This is a genomic window from Shewanella sp. LC6, from assembly GCF_006385735.2.
Taxonomy (GTDB): domain Bacteria; phylum Pseudomonadota; class Gammaproteobacteria; order Enterobacterales; family Shewanellaceae; genus Shewanella; species Shewanella xiamenensis.
This window is the reverse complement of the sequence record NZ_CP043902.1, coordinates 4,658,671-4,675,720: the sequence shown is the minus strand read 5'-3', so window position 1 is coordinate 4,675,720 and position 17,050 is coordinate 4,658,671. Positions and strand designations below refer to the sequence as shown.

At 48.6% G+C, this 17,050-nt stretch carries 14 protein-coding genes and 2 pseudogenes; 5 read left to right on the top strand and 11 right to left on the bottom strand.

The genetic code is table 11. From position 1 onward, the window contains the following. Positions 1-206: 206 nt before the first annotated feature. A complete protein-coding gene (locus tag FJD32_RS20900) occupies positions 207-1,352 on the top strand; it encodes a DUF1963 domain-containing protein (RefSeq protein ID WP_099457105.1) in 1,146 nt (381 codons plus the stop codon). Between the two features lie 5 nt (positions 1,353-1,357). Here the strand turns inward: FJD32_RS20900 and FJD32_RS20895 are convergent. The 11 genes and pseudogenes from FJD32_RS20895 to gmk form a co-directional block, all read right to left on the bottom strand. Next, positions 1,358-1,444 (bottom strand): annotated as a pseudogene (locus FJD32_RS20895) (DNA-binding response regulator); the annotation flags it as partial. Positions 1,445-1,458: 14 nt separating this feature from the next. Further along, a complete protein-coding gene (locus tag FJD32_RS20890; protein WP_088585327.1) occupies positions 1,459-2,358 on the bottom strand; it encodes an IS982 family transposase in 900 nt (299 codons plus the stop codon). Positions 2,359-2,458: 100 nt separating this feature from the next. Beyond that, positions 2,459-2,971, bottom strand: a pseudogene (locus FJD32_RS20885) (response regulator); the annotation flags it as partial. Then, positions 2,971-4,050 (bottom strand): sensor histidine kinase, encoded by a 1,080-nt coding sequence (locus FJD32_RS20880; RefSeq protein WP_099457103.1) that lies wholly within the window; start codon positions 4,048-4,050, stop codon positions 2,971-2,973. The gene FJD32_RS20880 and the pseudogene FJD32_RS20885, both read right to left, overlap by 1 nt. An 84-nt stretch (positions 4,051-4,134) precedes the next feature. Continuing rightward, positions 4,135-4,839, bottom strand: coding sequence for a hypothetical protein (locus FJD32_RS20875; RefSeq protein ID WP_011718556.1), 705 nt, complete (start codon positions 4,837-4,839; stop codon positions 4,135-4,137). A gap of 176 nt (positions 4,840-5,015) precedes the next feature. Next, positions 5,016-5,966, bottom strand: a complete 951-nt coding sequence (locus tag FJD32_RS20870) for a calcium/sodium antiporter (RefSeq protein WP_011718555.1) — start codon at positions 5,964-5,966, stop codon at positions 5,016-5,018. 170 nt (positions 5,967-6,136) lie between these two features. After that, a complete protein-coding gene (locus FJD32_RS20865; protein ID WP_011718554.1) occupies positions 6,137-7,801 on the bottom strand; it encodes an AMP-binding protein in 1,665 nt (554 codons plus the stop codon). Positions 7,802-8,033: 232 nt separating this feature from the next. Then, positions 8,034-8,417 carry a RidA family protein gene (locus FJD32_RS20860; protein WP_011718553.1) on the bottom strand — a complete coding sequence of 128 codons (384 nt, stop codon included), beginning with the start codon at positions 8,415-8,417 and terminating at the stop codon, positions 8,034-8,036. A gap of 22 nt (positions 8,418-8,439) precedes the next feature. Next, positions 8,440-10,542 (bottom strand): bifunctional GTP diphosphokinase/guanosine-3',5'-bis pyrophosphate 3'-pyrophosphohydrolase, encoded by a 2,103-nt coding sequence (spoT, locus tag FJD32_RS20855; RefSeq protein WP_140906897.1) that lies wholly within the window; start codon positions 10,540-10,542, stop codon positions 8,440-8,442. Between the two features lie 43 nt (positions 10,543-10,585). Then, a complete protein-coding gene (gene rpoZ / locus FJD32_RS20850) occupies positions 10,586-10,864 on the bottom strand; it encodes a DNA-directed RNA polymerase subunit omega (protein WP_011624339.1) in 279 nt (92 codons plus the stop codon). A gap of 58 nt (positions 10,865-10,922) precedes the next feature. After that, positions 10,923-11,546 carry a guanylate kinase gene (gene gmk / locus FJD32_RS20845; protein ID WP_140906896.1) on the bottom strand — a complete coding sequence of 208 codons (624 nt, stop codon included), beginning with the start codon at positions 11,544-11,546 and terminating at the stop codon, positions 10,923-10,925. A 374-nt stretch (positions 11,547-11,920) separates the two neighbouring features. On the opposite strand from gmk, the gene FJD32_RS20840 reads away from it, so the two are divergent. The 4 genes from FJD32_RS20840 (at position 11,921) to FJD32_RS20825 (ending at position 17,036) form a co-directional block, all read left to right on the top strand. Next, entirely contained in the window at positions 11,921-13,417 is a 1,497-nt protein-coding gene (locus tag FJD32_RS20840; protein WP_140906895.1) for a hypothetical protein, read from the top strand. 157 nt (positions 13,418-13,574) lie between these two features. Then, positions 13,575-14,456: an NTP transferase domain-containing protein gene (locus tag FJD32_RS20835; RefSeq protein ID WP_088586248.1), complete on the top strand. Its 882-nt coding sequence runs from the start codon at positions 13,575-13,577 to the stop codon at positions 14,454-14,456. Beyond that, the gene (locus FJD32_RS20830; RefSeq protein WP_037426411.1) at positions 14,440-15,504 is read left to right on the top strand and encodes an aminoglycoside phosphotransferase family protein; all 1,065 of its coding nucleotides are present in this window, start codon (positions 14,440-14,442) and stop codon (positions 15,502-15,504) included. Before FJD32_RS20835 ends, FJD32_RS20830 begins: the two co-directional genes overlap by 17 nt. 107 nt (positions 15,505-15,611) lie before the next feature. Beyond that, positions 15,612-17,036, top strand: a complete 1,425-nt coding sequence (locus FJD32_RS20825; protein ID WP_055647869.1) for an MFS transporter — start codon at positions 15,612-15,614, stop codon at positions 17,034-17,036. The last annotated feature ends 14 nt before the right edge of the window (positions 17,037-17,050 follow it).

Below are 17,050 nucleotides of genomic sequence, written 5' to 3'. Positions count from 1 at the left end.
CTTTTGTTGATCTTTTTAGCTGAGTTTGAGTGTAGCAGTAATTCGCCTAAGGGTTTTCAATTCATAGGATCGCTGTCCGACTGCACCGCAAGCTGCTGACTCAGGCTTTAGCGTTAGCGTGATAGCCTCGGCAATTTGAGCTGTTAAGCGATAGCAAATATTTGATAGAAATGATAAAAAGCCAATATTGGAGTCGTGAGGTAAATATGGATATGTTGTTAGCAGAAAATTCCCCCATTCGTCAGCAGCTGCTCGAGCAAAAGTTGGCGCAGTTTAAAGACCCGCATCTTGCCCATACGCTTTCGGCATTTATTCGAAGTAGTGTCGATCTCTATCCCTGCGCAATCGAGGACTATGCGCAATTAGGTAATAGCCGACTGGGTGGATTGCCGGATTTGCCTATCGGCATGGATTATCCAGTGACCTTGGTCGGAAGGGAGGAGATGTTGGATGGCTATGTTGAGAGCTTTGGCCATACCCGCGAGTTTATTAATGAGCATTGGCGGGAGGACTGGCAGGACGATTGGGAGACAGATGAGGCGCATCTTTGGGACTGGGACGAGGCGGCGCAGGCCTTTCGTGTACCCATGCAATTTATCGCGCAGATCAATTGTAGCGAACTGAAGGCGTTACAATCCTACTTGCCCCGAGAAGGGCGATTGTTGTTCTTTTTGGAGCGCTGGCGATTCTCAGAAATGCTTCGCGGCCATGTCTATTATGTCGCTGAAGATCAGCAACTGAACTCTGGGAAAGCGATTGCTGAACCTAAATTCGACGATGCTGTATGTGCAAACTATGAGTATGAGGCGGCTTATCAACTTCAGGGAATTGCCAGCATTAAGATGATAGCCCCTGACATGATTAATAGTGACAACCCGCATTTAGTAAAGTTAGCCAAGGCACGTTTACAAGCGCTACCAGAACCGCAACAAGCTATGGTGCTGGATGCCCTAGCGGTTGTGGATGATGAATTGGCTCCAGAGTGGCAAGATCAGCTCAAGGGCTATGAGCTGATACAATTGAATGAGCACGGGTTTATCCCTGGTCAGATTCTCACTCAATCGCAATGGGCTAATACCGAGTGGCAGTCATCTAACTTGCAGGCATTGCTTGTCCCCGAGCAGCCGCTGCCGTATTTCGATGGGATAGCCAGTATTAATGGCCATGGTGATAGCCGCTATAAAGCACCCGAATTCCGCGCCGCAGCTGAATTAGGCGGCAATGCCGAAGATTATCTGGTGCTGCTTAAAGTCGTCTATAGTGAGCACTCAATGCAGTTGAATTTTATTATCCACCGAGACGATCTCGTATCGGGAAAATTCGAGCGCATTTACTGCATTTATGACTACTAGCTGAGCTATAACCAACCTTTTTGCTTGGCGATGCGGGCGGCATCGATTCGGTTGCTCGCGTTGAGTTTGGCAATGGCTTCGGATAAATAATTAACCTCAGATCTGGTTAAGCCAGCACTAAATTAGAGCTATCTAACAGTTCAAGCTCCTGAGCTGTTAGATTTAACGATGGCTTTTCTTCTTTTAAACAATATGCAATCAATCCACCAAGTAGATTGAGCATGAACCCATGCTCGCTGCGGTGTCTTGAGTGTTCAATATAGGAAATGTTCTTCAATTGGTCATTCACTGTTTCAATGATGAATCGCTTTTTTAAGATTGCTCTATCCCATAGAGAAATAAACTTTTTCTTCATGTTCTTACGAACTGTGGTGATTAACTCAACGCCCTTTTCCAAAAGCTCACCTGTTAGGGCTTGGCTAATATAGCCTTTATCACCATAAAGCTTACCAAAAAGAGACTCAGCCATTTCACTGACAGGTTGCCTGTCATCGACATTACCTTTCGTCAGTTTTAACGCTACAATTTCACCCAAGTGATTGATAATAAGATGCAGTTTAAATCCAAACGACCAGCCCATAGTTCCCTTTCCATGTTCGGCAATGCCTTCAAAAACCTTATTTCGCTTCGCTCGAATAATATGACAGACTTCAATTTTAGTGGAGTCGACAAACTGAATTCCCGTTGGCTTTCCAAGCTTTGAAGTCAGATAGCTACACATAGGGACAACGACGCTAGGCATTAATGCAAGGAAACGAGTGTAGCTCAACAACTCTGGAAAATAGGGTTTTAGCTGGCGACAAACATAGTGCAGATAATAATTTTTGAAATCTCGGTAATGTGATTGATGGAAATGAATGATAATGGTCATCACTTCTGCGGGAGAAAGGCGACAAGGTCTATTACGCTTCATTTCACCATTATCAAGCAATAAGCGTTGCCAATGTGGGATAAATAACTGACAGAAATCATCGACATCACAGTAAGTTTCAACTAGTTTGTTCATGCTCGTTCCTTTTTCTAATCACTCTTGGTCGAATGATCGGATCAGGGAACGAGCATTTAGTTCCTTTTGGGAGCTAAATTCTTATCCGAAGCTCAGGTTAATTACGTACCGTGCCTTCGGCAATAAACAGTATCTCGGCAATTTCGGCGGTGGATTTGCCTTCGCTGGCAAACCGAAGGGCGCGGCGTTCTTTATCATTGAGGGGATCGACATCGCCAATTGCCATCATGGCTAACTCAGGATCGATAACGCGTTTGCCCGCCATCACTTGTTGAATTGAACTGACGAGGGTTTCTGAGGGCGCATCTTTTAGCAAAAATCCACCGACACCCGCTTCGATAGCGCGTTTAATATAACCTGCGCGGCCAAAAGTTGTGATCACCACCACTTTGGTTTGGCTATGTTGCTCCTTTAGCCAAGCGGCTAGTTCCAAACCAGTTCGTCCCGGCATTTCAATATCCGTCAGTAACAGGTCAAAATGCTGCTGTTTGAGGAGGCTTAATGCTTCATCGCCATTGCTGGCTTGAGTAATGGTAAAACCGCCAGCGAGAGTTAATAGTGCTGCGAGCGCGCCGCGCACCATGGCTTGATCTTCTGCCAATAGAATCTTCATTAATCTGTTGCTCCCTGCAAAGGTAAAGTAACGCTAAAGGCATATCCCTGCTCAAGATTATAGCGTAAATGACCTCCGAGGCTATCGAGACGTTCACGGATACCTGTGAGCCCATTTCCTTCGACAAAAGGTCTTGCTAAGGCATTATCTTTAACCTCGACATTAAGGGTATTTGCCTGCTCACTAAATTGAATGCTGCATTGGCTCGCGTTGCTGTGGCGCAAAATATTATTCACGAGTTCAGTTAAAATCAGCACAAGTTGGCTTTCTGTTCTGGCGGGTAGTTTTGGTAATTCACCGATTAACTCTACGTAGATGCCTTTATCCCTGAGTGAATTACATAGCTGGGTGATGCAACTTGCTAAGCCTTTGTGTTTATAGTCTGAGACGGTATGCCTTATTTGGCTCAAGCTTTCCCGCGCAATTTGTCCTAGCTCTTGTAGTTGAGTCGTTGCAAGTTGATATTCTTGTTTCGCTAGTAGTTTTTCGGCCAATTCAGCCTTTAGAGCAATCGATGACAAACTGTGCCCCATAATATCGTGCAAGTCTCTGGCGATACGCTCCCGTTCAACCATAGTGGCTAAGGTGCTGATCTCTTTGGCGCTTTGTCGCTCCTTCAATCTATGCTGGTAACGTCTTCGCTCTGCTTTACCGAGCATACCAACCCCTAATACTAAGGCTGAGCCGTACATTGGAAAATAGTAGCTATTGAATTGACTAACGTAGTTGAGCAAGAACAGTGTAACTAGTATCCCGAACCAGCATAACAAGCTAACTCTAAAGGAATAAAAGAAACCAATAAAGAAACTGGCAAAGGTAAAGAGTGAGATGGACCCGGGATTAATGGGGGTAATGGCTATAGCAAGTACTAACATGCCGATAATAGGCCGATGGGCGCTGCGGAAATTACTGCGGTAGGTCCAAAAATAACAGTAAATAAAGGGAACCAGCACGGCTAAAATTAAGATAATTTGCCAGCTAGGATAAGGCGTAATAAACAGCGGTATCAGATAAAACGCGAGGTTTATTAAGTACACCCATGCGAGCTTTCGTTCAAGTTGTAGGGGGTTATTTGTCATATCGCTTCGCCTAAGATCCATTTTGCGTCTGCTGAGAGTAGGATTGGCCTCAAACGTTAGCCAATCCTTTCGCCTTTTCTGGGATTATTTTGCACTTATTTGCTGATTTTGCTGAAGTAAAAACTTAGCCCAACCATAATCTTTTTCCACTTGCAGCGCCTGTTGCCAATCTTCAATCGCCCCTTGGGCGTCGCCTAATTCCTGTTTTGCGAGTCCGCGCCAAGTGTAAGCTTCGGCCTCACCCCAGCATATGTCCTCGCAAGGTTGATTAAACCGTTCAATGGCGCTGCTGGCGAGTGACTTGGCAACTTGCATGCTGCCACCAAACATGGCGGGCGTATTATAGGCGGCAATCGCTTTTACTAATGCGACCCGCGGATTAAGCGGTGCCAGCTGTTCGGCTTGAGCGATGGCATTGGCGGATTTGCTCACAAGCTCGGCACCTTTGCTGTTATCCAAGGCGATTTGCATGCCGTAAACGGACGATAATAGTGCGAGGGACTCGGCATCGGCTTGGGTATTGTTGATGGCTTCTAAGCTGGTTTGCGCCGAAGTTAAGGCCTGTTCCGCCAAGGTTTTTTGCCCCATAACATTGGCGCTGATGGCTAAACGATAGTTGGCATAGGCTGCTTCGTAATCCTGTGTTGTCGTGCTGAGCTGTTGTAATTTTTCGATATTCAAGGTGCTTGCCGCTTTGTCGACTTCTGCGATATTGATACTCGAGTTGGAAGCCGCGAATACGGGCGCGCAGGCGAGGGCAAGGCTTGATAACAGTAAGAATGTTTTCATGGTATTTCCTTATTGAAGTGATAACCCATTGCTTGGGGACGGCTTCATTATCAGAAATACCTTGGGCTGAGTGCAGGCACAAAGGTCATCAATTGGGCATGACAAATGTCATGTCTTAGGCCTAAAAGTAAAACACCGGAGAAGCTCCGGTGTTTTGTAAGGCAAGGCGCAGCGCGTTAAACGACGGCTTGGGTGCTGGCTTGGTTGACGAGGTAAATCATGTAGCCTAAGTAAGCGACAAGCAGTGTGGCACCTTCACGGCGACCGATGCGTAGTCCCGACCACGCGAAGGGTAAAATCACTACGGCTAGGGCGAGCATCACGATAAAGTCGAAGGATTGGAAACCTAAGGCTGATACTGGGTGCACAATCGCAGTCACACCTAAAATACCCAGAATGTTGAATAGGTTAGAGCCAACCACGTTACCGATAGCAATATCGCTCTCACCTTTGAGCGCCGCTAAAACTGAGGTCACTAGCTCAGGCATGCTGGTGCCGATAGCGACAATGGTTAAGCCGATAATGACTTCACTCACGCCAAAAACTTTAGCTAAATCGACCGCACCGTTCACAAATAAAATCCCGCCACCGACTAACATGCCGATACCCACGACAATAAAGGCCACTGAGAGTAATGGGTTTTTAGGGCCTTCTTCGATGATTTCGCCATCGGCATCTGTGGTATTTTTCGAGCTGAAATAGCTGAATACGAGGTAGCCAACAAGCAGTGATAATAAAATCACGCCGTCAATCAGGCTGAGTTCGCCATCAAATAACAATCCCCAAAACAGCATAGAGGCGAGGATCATCAAGGGGATATCCCGTCTTACCATCTGAGACTGTACTTGAATCGGGCGAATAAGAGCGGTAATCGCCAAAATCAAACCAATGTTGGCGATGTTAGAGCCAATCACGTTACCCAGCGCAATGCCGCTATTGCCTGCCAGTGCTGACTTGACACTCACCGCAAGTTCGGGCGCGCTGGTACCAAAGGCCACAATGGTTAAGCCGATGATGAGTGGCGTAATGCCAAGACGTAGGGCGATGGAGCTCGCGCCACGGACTAAGGCTTCTGCGCCTAAGGTTAAAATGATAAAGCCGCCGATAATTGAAAGTGCAATGAGCATTTTAGACTCTGTTAAACCTAATTAAGTGAATTGATTTAAGGTGTATCACCTTACGCTGACAGGCGCACATGATACGTGTTTTTCAAACGCTTTGACAGAATATGTCATAAAAAAGCACACCGAAAAGGTGTGCTTTAGAGGTGAGTGTCATTACGTCAGGATTCGATGGGTTATTTTGCAGATAACTCATCTTCCCAGCGTACTTGCGCACCGCGAATACCGTCGACACGCTCGCTAAATGCCTTCTCGAGCACATGACGTTTGATCTTCAGTGTCGGAGTTAGCACATCGTTTTCGATGGTCCAAGGCTCGTTCACGACCACAATCGCATCCACATGCTCATGGGACTCTAAATGTGGGTTCACGCTATCGAGGGTCGCTTTTAAAGATGTGCGAACTTCCTCGCGGGCTTGTAAGGTCGCGCCCTCGGAAAGTTGCACTAATGCGACGGGATGCGGCAGACCAGAACCAATAACGCAAATCAGCTCCACATGGGGATCCTGCGCGAGCTTACGTTCAATTGGCACTGGAGCGACGTATTTACCCTTAGCGGTTTTAAAGTTGTCCTTCACGCGGCCAGTGATAGTCACACAACCATCGGCATCGATAGCGCAGAGGTCGCCAGTATGGAAAAAACCATCGGGATCGAAGGCCGCTGCTGTTGCTTCGGGTTGCAGATAATAGGCCGTCATCAGGCCGGGACTCTTCAGTAGCAGTTCGCCGTCCTCACCCTGGCGGATTTGGCAATCCTGCACGGGTTTACCCACAGTGCCGATTTTGCGCACATCGAAGGGATAGTTGATGATGGAGTAAGCACAGTTTTCCGTCATACCCCAGGCTTCGCAGATATCCAAGCCAATGCTGTGGTACCAGTGAATAAGAGAGGGCGGAATAGGCGCCGAGCCAGAGCCGAGTAAGCGGCAATGGTTGAGTCCTAATCCTTTGTGGATCTTGTGTTTTACTAGGCTGCTAATTAGTGGGATTTTTAGCAATAGATTGAGTTTGCCAACACCAATCTTGTCGATAATGTTCTTCTGGAACAGGCTCCACAGTCGCGGAACCGAGAAAAACACCGTAGGTTTAGCCCGCTGCACATCGGCAACGAAGGAGTCTAAGCTTTCGACGAAGGCGACGGTACTGCCAGAATAAAAAGATGAGCCTTCGATCGCCACACGCTCGGTAATATGCGCTAACGGTAAGTAGGACAATAATCTGTCGTTGCCATTGGTACGCAGATCGCGCACCACCGCTTGGCAAGTCCAGCCATAGCTGGCAAACGTCTGAATCGCGCCCTTAGGTTGGCCCGTTGAGCCCGAGGTGTAAATCAGCGTCATGGTCTGATCGAGCTCAGGTAATGGCGCTTCAATCAGAGGGTTGCCCATCTTCAGCAGTTGCTCCCACTGATATTGAGCCGGCATGGTCTCATAGGGCATGGCAAGGCGGAGTAATTCACCGCCGACGCCGGCTTCTTGATCGGCCCAGTGGTCGAGCTTGCCGAGGAAAATCGCTTTGGCACCACTATGTTGCAACACATAGCGGATAGTATCTGTATTGGCGGTGGGGTAGATGGGAACGCTGATATAGCCGCCGTGCATCAAGGCGAGGTCGGTAATAAACCATTCGGCGCAGTTTTTAGAGAGCACGGCAATCTTATCGCCCGGCTCTAAGCCTAAATGGCGCAGTGCACCCGCGAGTTGCTGCACTTTTTCTTGCACTTCATTCCAAGTGAAATCAAGGTATTGTCCCTTGATGGGCTGGCGCAAATAGATCTCATCCCCACGTGTATTCGCCCAGTGCGCCAACATTTCAACTGGCGTCTTAATCGCATTATCCATAGGCAATTCCCTGTTCTTTATTGTTATTTTAACCCCAACATAGGTGCCCAGTATGGCGAGTTTTGTGAGGCCACGCAAATAGTTTGCAAGATTGTAAAATCTTAAAATTGGCGGACTAGCCTATCGTTTGAGTATGAAATGAAAATGAACTTAATCACAGGTCAGAGCAGGAGCCGCGGGTGCATTAGGCAATAAAAAAGGCGCCTAAGCGCCTCGTAAAATTGGTGGAAGCTTACAGCTCCATCACGCCATCCATTTCGACTTGCGCATCCTTAGGCAGCTGCTTCACACCGATAGCGGCGCGAGCAGGGTAAGGTTGGCTGAAGTAACGGCTCATGATTTCATTCACTTTTGCGAAGTGGCTTAAGTCCGTTAGGAAGATATTGAGCTTAACGATATCGTTGATCGTGCCGCCAGCTGCGGTACAAACGGCCGTTAAGTTTTCAAACACTTGCACAACTTGCGCCTCAAAATCATCGCTCACGATCTGCATTGTGCTTGGCACTAGTGGGATTTGGCCGGATAAATATACTGTGCTGCCGACTTTAACCGCTTGAGAATAAGTGCCAATTGCCGCTGGGGCGTTTTCGGTCGCGATAATGATTTTTTCTGCCATGACGCTCTCTCTAAAGTAATGATCAACGATTACGGGATGTACGTAACACCTCGGGCAGTACCCGGATACGGCGCATCACGTTAGCTAAATGGATCCTGTCCTTCACCGAAATCCGCAGGTTAATCAAGTAAACGCGGCCATCGCGCTCTTCGGTGCTAAGGTTGTGAATGTTCGAACCTTCGGCGGCGATAATCGAGGTGATCTTCGCCAGCGCGCCTTGGTGGTTAACAATTTCCACCCGCAGATTGGCTTGATATTCGACGCCTTCGACATTGTCCCACTGTACGGGAATATATTTATCTGGCTCGCCTTGGTAACCGCGAATGTTAGCGCAGTTTTCCATGTGGACGACTAAGCCTTTGCCTTGGCTCACGTGGGCTATCACCGCATCACCTGGGATCGGGCGGCAACAGTTGGCGAAGGTCACTAACATACCTTCGGTGCCACGGATTGGCATCAGGTGAGAATCGCGGCTCTCTTGATTCTCTAAATTATCGCCAATCAAACGTTGGGCGATGACTATGCTCATGGCATTGCCAAGACCGATGTCGGCGAGTAAGGAATTTAAATTGGCGTGCTTGGTATCGCGCACGACTTTATCAATTTGCTCGGCAGGAATACTATCGAGCTTGGTTTTACCCAGCGCATGGTTTAGCAAACGGCGGCCAAGGGCGATAGCATCGTCTGCTTTTAGGCTCTTAAGCACTTGGCGGATTTTGGCGCGGGCTTTACCCGTCACCACAAAGTTAAGCCAAGCGGCATTCGGACGCGCGCCTTTGGCGGTAATGATCTCAACGGTTTGGCCGGAGATTAATGGCTGGCTTAACGGATAAGCTTGGCGGTTAACGCGGGCGCCGACACAGGTATTGCCCACATCAGTGTGGACTTCATAGGCAAAGTCGACGGCGGTGGCGTTAACCGGTAATTCTAAAATGCGACCTTCGGGGGTAAAGACGTAAATCTCTTCGGGGAAGAGTTCGGTTTTAACGTTTTCCACGAATTCGAAGGAGGTGCTGGCGCTCTGTTGCAGTTCCAGCAAGCTTTGCATCCACTTGCGGGCACGCACTTGCGTGGTAGTGCCTTGACCATCGGCACCGCCTTTGTAAGCCCAGTGGGCCGCAACCCCTTTGTCGGCCATTTGATCCATATCTTCGGTACGAATTTGGATCTCGACGGGCACGCCGTGTGGGCCGAATAACGAGGTATGTAGCGACTGATAACCGTTGGCTTTTGGGATGGCGATATAATCTTTAAAGCGACCCGGACGCGGTTTATACAGGCCGTGCATAGCACCGAGGACGCGGTAGCAAGTATCGATGGAGTCGACGATGACGCGAAAGGCGTAGATATCCATCACCTCTTGGAACTGGAGTTCCTTGCTCTGCATCTTGTTATAGATGGAGTAGAGGTTTTTCTCGCGACCTTTCACTTTGCCTTTAATGCCCGCATCGTTTAGGCGAGTTAATACCGCAGCTTCAATACCTTGAATGAGTTCTTTACGGTTACCACGGGCAGCTTTGACCACTTCCTTTAACACCCGATAGCGCATCGGATAATAGGCTTGGAAGCCTAAATCCTCTAACTCCGTCTTGATATTGTGAATACCGAGTCGGTTGGCAATCGGCGCGTAAATCTCTAAGGTTTCGCGGGCAATGCGGCGGCGTTTATCGGGGCGCAGTGCACCTAAGGTACGCATGTTGTGGGTACGGTCGGCAAGCTTGATGAGAATAACGCGGATATCCTGCGTCATTGCCATCATCATTTTGCGAAAGTTTTCCGCTTGGGCTTCTTTTTTATCGCGAAATTTCAGCTTGTCGAGCTTAGACACCCCTTCAACCAACTCTGCCACGGCTTCGCCAAATTGTTCGGCCAAGTCCTCTTTGGTGACATGGGTATCTTCGATGGTGTCGTGCAGCAAAGCAGCCATCAGCGTCTCGTGATCGAGACGCATCTCGGCGAGGATGCGGGCAACCGCAACCGGATGGGTAATATAAGGTTCGCCGCTGGTGCGCATTTGCCCTTCATGGGCATCACGCGCAACTTGGTACGCCTGCTTGAGCAATTCTACCTGTTCAGGTTCTAAGTAACCGGAAGCAGACTCCTTTAGACCTTCAAACAGATACAAGTGGCAGCTCTCCTTTACCCAAACAGGTGTGACTCAATTAGACTTATAGTGAACGGCCTTCAGCGATGGCTGCAACAGCTGCGATTTCAGCTGCTTCACGCTCACGCACTGATTGACGCTCGTCAGCATCTAAAGTGTGAGCATTCACTAAACCTAGTTCGATTTCACGCAGGGCGATAACCGTTGGCTTGTCGTTCATCTCTTCAACCATAGGGTCTTTACCCTGCACGGCGATTTGGCGAGCACGACGCGCCGCAACCAGGATCATATCAAAACGGTTGCCGATTTGTTCTACGGCGTCTTCTACAGTTACGCGAGCCATGTGTTGAAACTCCAGTTTATCTAGGGAAAAAATGACGCAAAATTGTACACTAAGGCAGTTAGCCTGCCAACAGATCGTTAAGCATATCATTTTGCGCGTGGATCTGACTAGCACCCGTTAAGCGTTGGCTGCGAATGATCGCCCGCAGATCGGCCAGTGCTGTGTCAAAATCGTCATTGACGATAATAAAATCATATTCTTTATAGTGCGACATTTCAGAAACCGCCTGTGCCATACGGCTGGCGATAACTTCCTGACTGTCTTGGCCACGGCCAGTGAGGCGACGTTCTAGCTCATCCCGTGAGGGCGGTAGAATAAATACACCAATGGCCTCTGGCATCACGGCTTTGACTTGCTGGGCGCCTTGCCAGTCGATATCGAGGAAAACATCGATACCTTGAGTCAAAGTGTGCTCAATGACGTGGCGTGAAGTGCCATAGTAGTTACCGAACACTTCGGCCCACTCGAAAAAGGCATTTTGCGCGATCAGTGCTTTAAATTCTTCAACATTAACAAAATGGTAGTGCTGACCATTCACTTCGCCAGGGCGAGGCGCACGGGTGGTGTGCGATACTGAAACCTGCATATCGGCAGGTTTGTCTTTTAACAATGCCGAAATTAGCGAGGATTTACCAGCACCACTCGGGGCTGAAACAATAAATAAATTTCCGCGTGCGGTCATGAGCAAAATATCCAGTTGGTTAACGCAAGAAGGGCCCAGAAAGCCGAGCATTATACAGATTTTGACCTTAAAAACGCTAGGGCTTGTTAGCCAGCAATTGTTGTCTATTTATGTTTTGCGACAGTTAACGCTGCCGTTGGTGCATTTTTACGGTTTAATGATCTCTCAAAGATCAGATACTGAAAATCTCTGCGTCCCTAAGCCTTGCAGAGCCTGAGAATTAAGCCTGATTTAGCTTTAGATGGATATAATCAGCATTTTTGCTTATCTAGCGTCTTATTGCACTGACAATTGCGGCTAAATTCGTTACGCTCGTGCCTATGCGACATTGAGAGTCGTGTGCGCTAGGATTATTTCACTATAAAGGAAGGGTCGTGCTGTTAAAATCTCTTTTCTGCCTTCATGGGCGTGATTCCCGTCCCCGCTTTGTGGCCATCAGTGTTGGTGTGTATTTGGGCATTTCACTGGCTGTCGCCGCGTTTGGGGCGAACTTTTTAATGTATCTTTTAGCGTTGGTGGGCTTACCTTTGCTCGCCCTTACTGCGCTGCGCCGTTTAAATGATGCGGCTAAGCCTAAGGCCTTGGTTGCAGTCTTTATTCTGCCGCTACTGATTTTACTGGCTCTGTATATAGTGGCTGCGCCACCAGTATTGGCGATATTAGGGTTAGTGTTGGGGGCTGGCGCGACTTTTTGGGGAACCCGTTTGAAGTCGCTAACCATAGTGGATTACCGTTTTGGTTATTATGGACCAGCACTCGATGCGCCTATCTCGCAGGCGATCCCCCGTCGCCGAGTTGAACCTGTGATCACGCCAAAGGCGGCCGCGGCGCAAAATGCGGTGCCTGATGTATCAGCAAATATTCCTGTTGCGGCTCCGGCAGAAGCTTATTCCCAGACAGAGCCAACTATTTCGTCTGCTGTTGCTGAGCCAGAACTTGAGGTGTTGCGCCAAGATGAGCTGCGCTTTGATGCCTTAACTAAGATGACTGCTAATCCAGCGGATTTTGTGGTGCCTGATGCTGTAATTGAGGGGCATGCCGATTTTCGTCCCGCCAATCCGAGCCGAGTAGAGCAAACGCGAATCGACCTCGCCGAGGTCGATTTAGCTCAAGTGGATTTGCAGGGAGAAGAATTTAAGCGTGCGCCGCTTGATCCTGCTGAGCACAGTGATGAGCCGGTGTGGCGCTTTGATCCCGATGACAATGCTGAGGTATTTAATGATACCGAGCATGCTGAAGAAGTGCGTCGTCGCCGCGCCGAAGCTAAAGAATCCGGTTCTATGACCGAATTGTTTAGGGGCGTGGCGGAGTTTTTTGCTCCTTACCGTCGTTATATTAAGTTGCCTAAATTACCTAAGCTGGAACGCCGTTACTGGTTGCCTGTCGGCGGCGGTGCGGGCGCTGTGTTGTTAGTCTTGCTGGTATGGGGATTATGGCCTAGTTCTGATGAGTCGCAGGTAGACGAATCGGTCGTGCCAGCGGTGCCTTCAGCACCTATTGCAGCAAGCGATCGTGTGACCTTAGATCTGCCCGACGGTTTTTCGGTGGCGTTAGAGCAAGATGTATTAATTATTCGTTGGTTGGGTGAACGCGACAAGCCGCAAAACCTGTGGTCTATTGCTACGGCGAAGGGTGATAAGAGTTGTAGTGCACTGGTGTTTAATAATGGCACTGAGTATCGCACTATCACTGTGGACTTGCTTGCCGACTCTGCCACTGAAGCACGTTTCACGCCGCTCGATACCGCTAATATCATTACCGATTTAGCCCGCCGTGGCAGCATTGGTTTGTGTGGTTATAAGTTCAGCCTCAAAGGCAGCCAAGCGGTTTTAGAGCCAAATCGTGCCTTTGGAACTTATTTAGCCCGTTAAATAGATAAAAATAAGCTTAAATGCTAGTCAGGATTAGAGGGGTAGATTACACTTTTGCTCCTCTTTTTCTCCGATCTTGTGTTACATGCGCTCGCATAGCCGATGACGGCGAGGTTCGGGAAAATTTCTTTAATACGAACTGAAAACTCAATCCCACATGAATACAGATTTGACCTTAGTCATTATGGCGGCGGGCCTTGGAAGTCGTTTTGGCGGCGATAAGCAGTTAGCCTCCCTTGGGCCTGCTGGCGAACCCATGTTGGTGTTATCTATTTTATCGGCTATTCGCAGTGGATTTCAGCGCGCCGTATTAGTGATCCGCCCTGAGCTTGAGGCGGAGCTCTTAGGGATATTGACGCAGTTTTTACCCGCAAACTTTGAATATCACTTTTGCTACCAGTCATTAAGTGATTTGCCACAAGACGCAAAGCTTGCTGATTTTAGCCATCGTTTAAAGCCTTGGGGGACAGCGCATGCGCTCTGGTGTGCCCGCAATTGTGTTAATGGGCCAATGGCTGTGATCAATGCCGATGATTTTTACGGCGACAGCGCCTTTGCTTCTTTAGCGAAGGGATTAACCGCAAGGCCCCATGATTGGATGATGGTGGCTTATCCTATCGAGCTGACGTTATCTGAGCATGGCGGAGTAAACCGTGGCTTATGCCAAGTTGAGCATGGGCAGTTACGCTCGGTCGCCGAGTGGTTAAATATTCAAGCACAAGAAGATGGTTTTGTGGGCGAAGGACCAATGGGATTCGCAAAGCTTCCTTCACAGTCGCTGGTATCCATGACCTGCTGGGGCTTTTCGCCAAGCATATTTGATGTTATTAAACAGCAATTAACCGTATTTATTGAACAACAGGGCCAATTGCCGAAATCGGAATGCTATTTGCCCGCAGTGGTTCAGGTGGCAATTGAGCAAGGTGTGCCCGTTTATGTTGATGTGGCCAGCGAACCTTGGCTCGGTGTGACCTATCCGCAGGATACTGTCTGGGTAAAGCAAAAATTAATGGAGTTATTGGGTGATAAAACTCATTAGGCAGTCAGTGTTGCCTCATTTTGGAATTGAAGCCGACGAGGCAAAAATCTCAGCGTTAGGGAATGGTCATATTAACGACACCTTATTAGTGCGTTGGCCTACGGGTGAGCTAGTTTTACAACGCATTAATACTCAAGTGTTTAAGACGCCGCAGGCGCTGGTGAGTAATGCCGATAAGATCAGCCATCACTTATGCGCCAAGGCATTGCAGCAGCAATATGGTCTGCAAGTGGTTAGCCCTTGTCTTACCCAAGAGGGTGAACTTGCTATCGACTTAGGTGAGCAGGGATTTTGGCGTGCGATCAGTTATTTACCCCATAGTTTAAGTATCGAAGTGGTGAAGTCCGAAGCGCAAGCTGAAATGGCCGCCAAGGCTTTTGGTCACTTTGCCTGTGCATTAAGTGATTTTGACGCCACTGAGCTTGAAGATGTGATCCCGCAGTTTCATCACTTGCCTGGGCGGATGGAAATGCTGCGCCAAGCGGTGCAGCAGGATAAAGCCAAACGCTTAGGGTCGTGCCGTCAATGGGTTGATTATGCGCTGTCACAGCAGAGTTTATTGGATGAACTGGCTGAAATCTCGCCGCAGTTACCGCTGCGGATCTGCCATAACGACACGAAAATCAACAATATGTTGTTTGATAAGCGCGACATGTCGAGCATGGCGATTATCGATTTAGACACCTGCATGAAAGGTCATCTAATGTATGACTTTGGCGATATGGTGCGTACCTTCTGTTCGCCCGAGGAAGAAGATTCTACTGCCCTTGAAAATGTTAAAGTGCGCCAGTCGATCTTTGCCGCCATTTGCCGTGGCTATTTAAGTGAGCTCTCCGAGGTATTAACTGAGGTCGAAAAACGCAGCCTTTGGCTTGGGGCGCGAGTCATTTGCCTGATGATCGGCGTGCGTTTTTTAACGGATTATCTCAATGGCGACGTGTATTTCCACGTGCACCGTGAGGGTCATAATCTGGATAGAGCGGCGAATCAGTTTACCTTGTATCAAAGCCTGCTCGACCAAGAGGCTGAACTTAAAGCCTGTTTCTAGTCTGCTTTCTTTTAGCAAACGCCCCAAACGGGGCGTTTTGTTTTTTGCTTATATACGACATAATTGCACCATTAAAAACCCTTAGTCTCATATGGATTTGGCTTGGAATGGGCAACCACGAAGTACCCACTGCATTAACTTGTGCGCGCCGTAGCGCCAGAAATCTCTGGTTAAGGTGTACTCTACGCCGCTCGCAGCAGGAAGCCGTTGCCTCGTCGATGATGACGGCAACCAGCGATAACTTTTTTAATGCTTACGCGATTTTTCTCGGTGCTAGTCTTGCGCAAATGGGTTTTGTTACTGGATTACCGCAGCTCTTCGGGGCGATGTCGCAGTTAGTTTCCGTCTGGTTAGCGAGTCACTTTTCCCGTCGTAGTTTTATTGTTTACTGTGCTGCTTTACAGGCTGTGTTGGTATTAGGAATGGGCGCGTTAGCGGCCTTTCGGCCTGAGCACGCAGTATGGATATTTATCGCGCTCGCCGTGGGGTATCACGGTTTTATTAATCTTATCCAACCCCATTGGCGTGCGTGGATGGGGTCAATCGTGCCTGAACGTCGCCGTGGCGCTTTTTTCGCGGCGCGTACCCGCTTAACCATGGGCGCATCCTTAAGCGTGTTCTTTATTGGCGGTGGTATTCTGACCTTGACCGATTCGCAGCAAATGGCGTGGTTGGGTTTTACGCTGCTGTTTTCGATTGCCGCCATGGGGCGTTTTGTCTCGGCTTGGTTATTACTGCAAATGCACGATCCTGATCCGCGTGAAGCCAAGCAGCGCGGCGTGTTTATCCAAACCATTCGCAATTTTCGCGGCGCATGGAAGGATAAAACCTTTCGCCAGTACAGCTTGTTTGTGGCCAGTATGCAGGCGATGGTCGCCATATCGGCGCCATTTTTCGCTGTGTATATGCTAGAAAACCTGCACTTTAGCTACATCGAATTTGTGCTCGCGAGTGTGGCCTCGATAGCGACTCAATTTGTGACGCTAAAGTTTTGGGGGCGATTTAGCGATCAATTCGGCAATCGTTTGGTGATGATTATTACCAGTTGCATGATCCCAAGCTTGCCATTGTTATGGCTGTTTTCCGATAACTATCTGTATATTATCCTTATTCAGGCATTTTCTGGGCTGGCGTGGAGCGGCTTTACCTTAAGTACCGCCAATTACCTTTATGATATTCGTCCCTTTCGCAGTGACTTTGCTACCTATGCAGCGTTGCAAGCGTCACTCAGTGCGGGATTCGTATTTGTGGGGGCAATGGTCGGTGGCACGATAGCCTCCCATGCGGCGGATTTTTTAGTCTGGTCAGGCTGGAATGCTTGGCTCAGTAGCCCGATTTTTGTAGTGTTTTTAGTATCGACCATACTGCGCGCATTTGTGACACTGTGGTTTATTCCACGCTCGGTCGAACCCAAAGTCAGGCCTCGGCCGCAGTTACTGCAACTTATCTTCCGTATTCGCGGTTTTAATGCGATTTCGGGCGTGAGTCTCGACTGGCTAACTGTGGTTAAGCGTCGGAAAAATAATGATTAACCTAGAACCTAGAA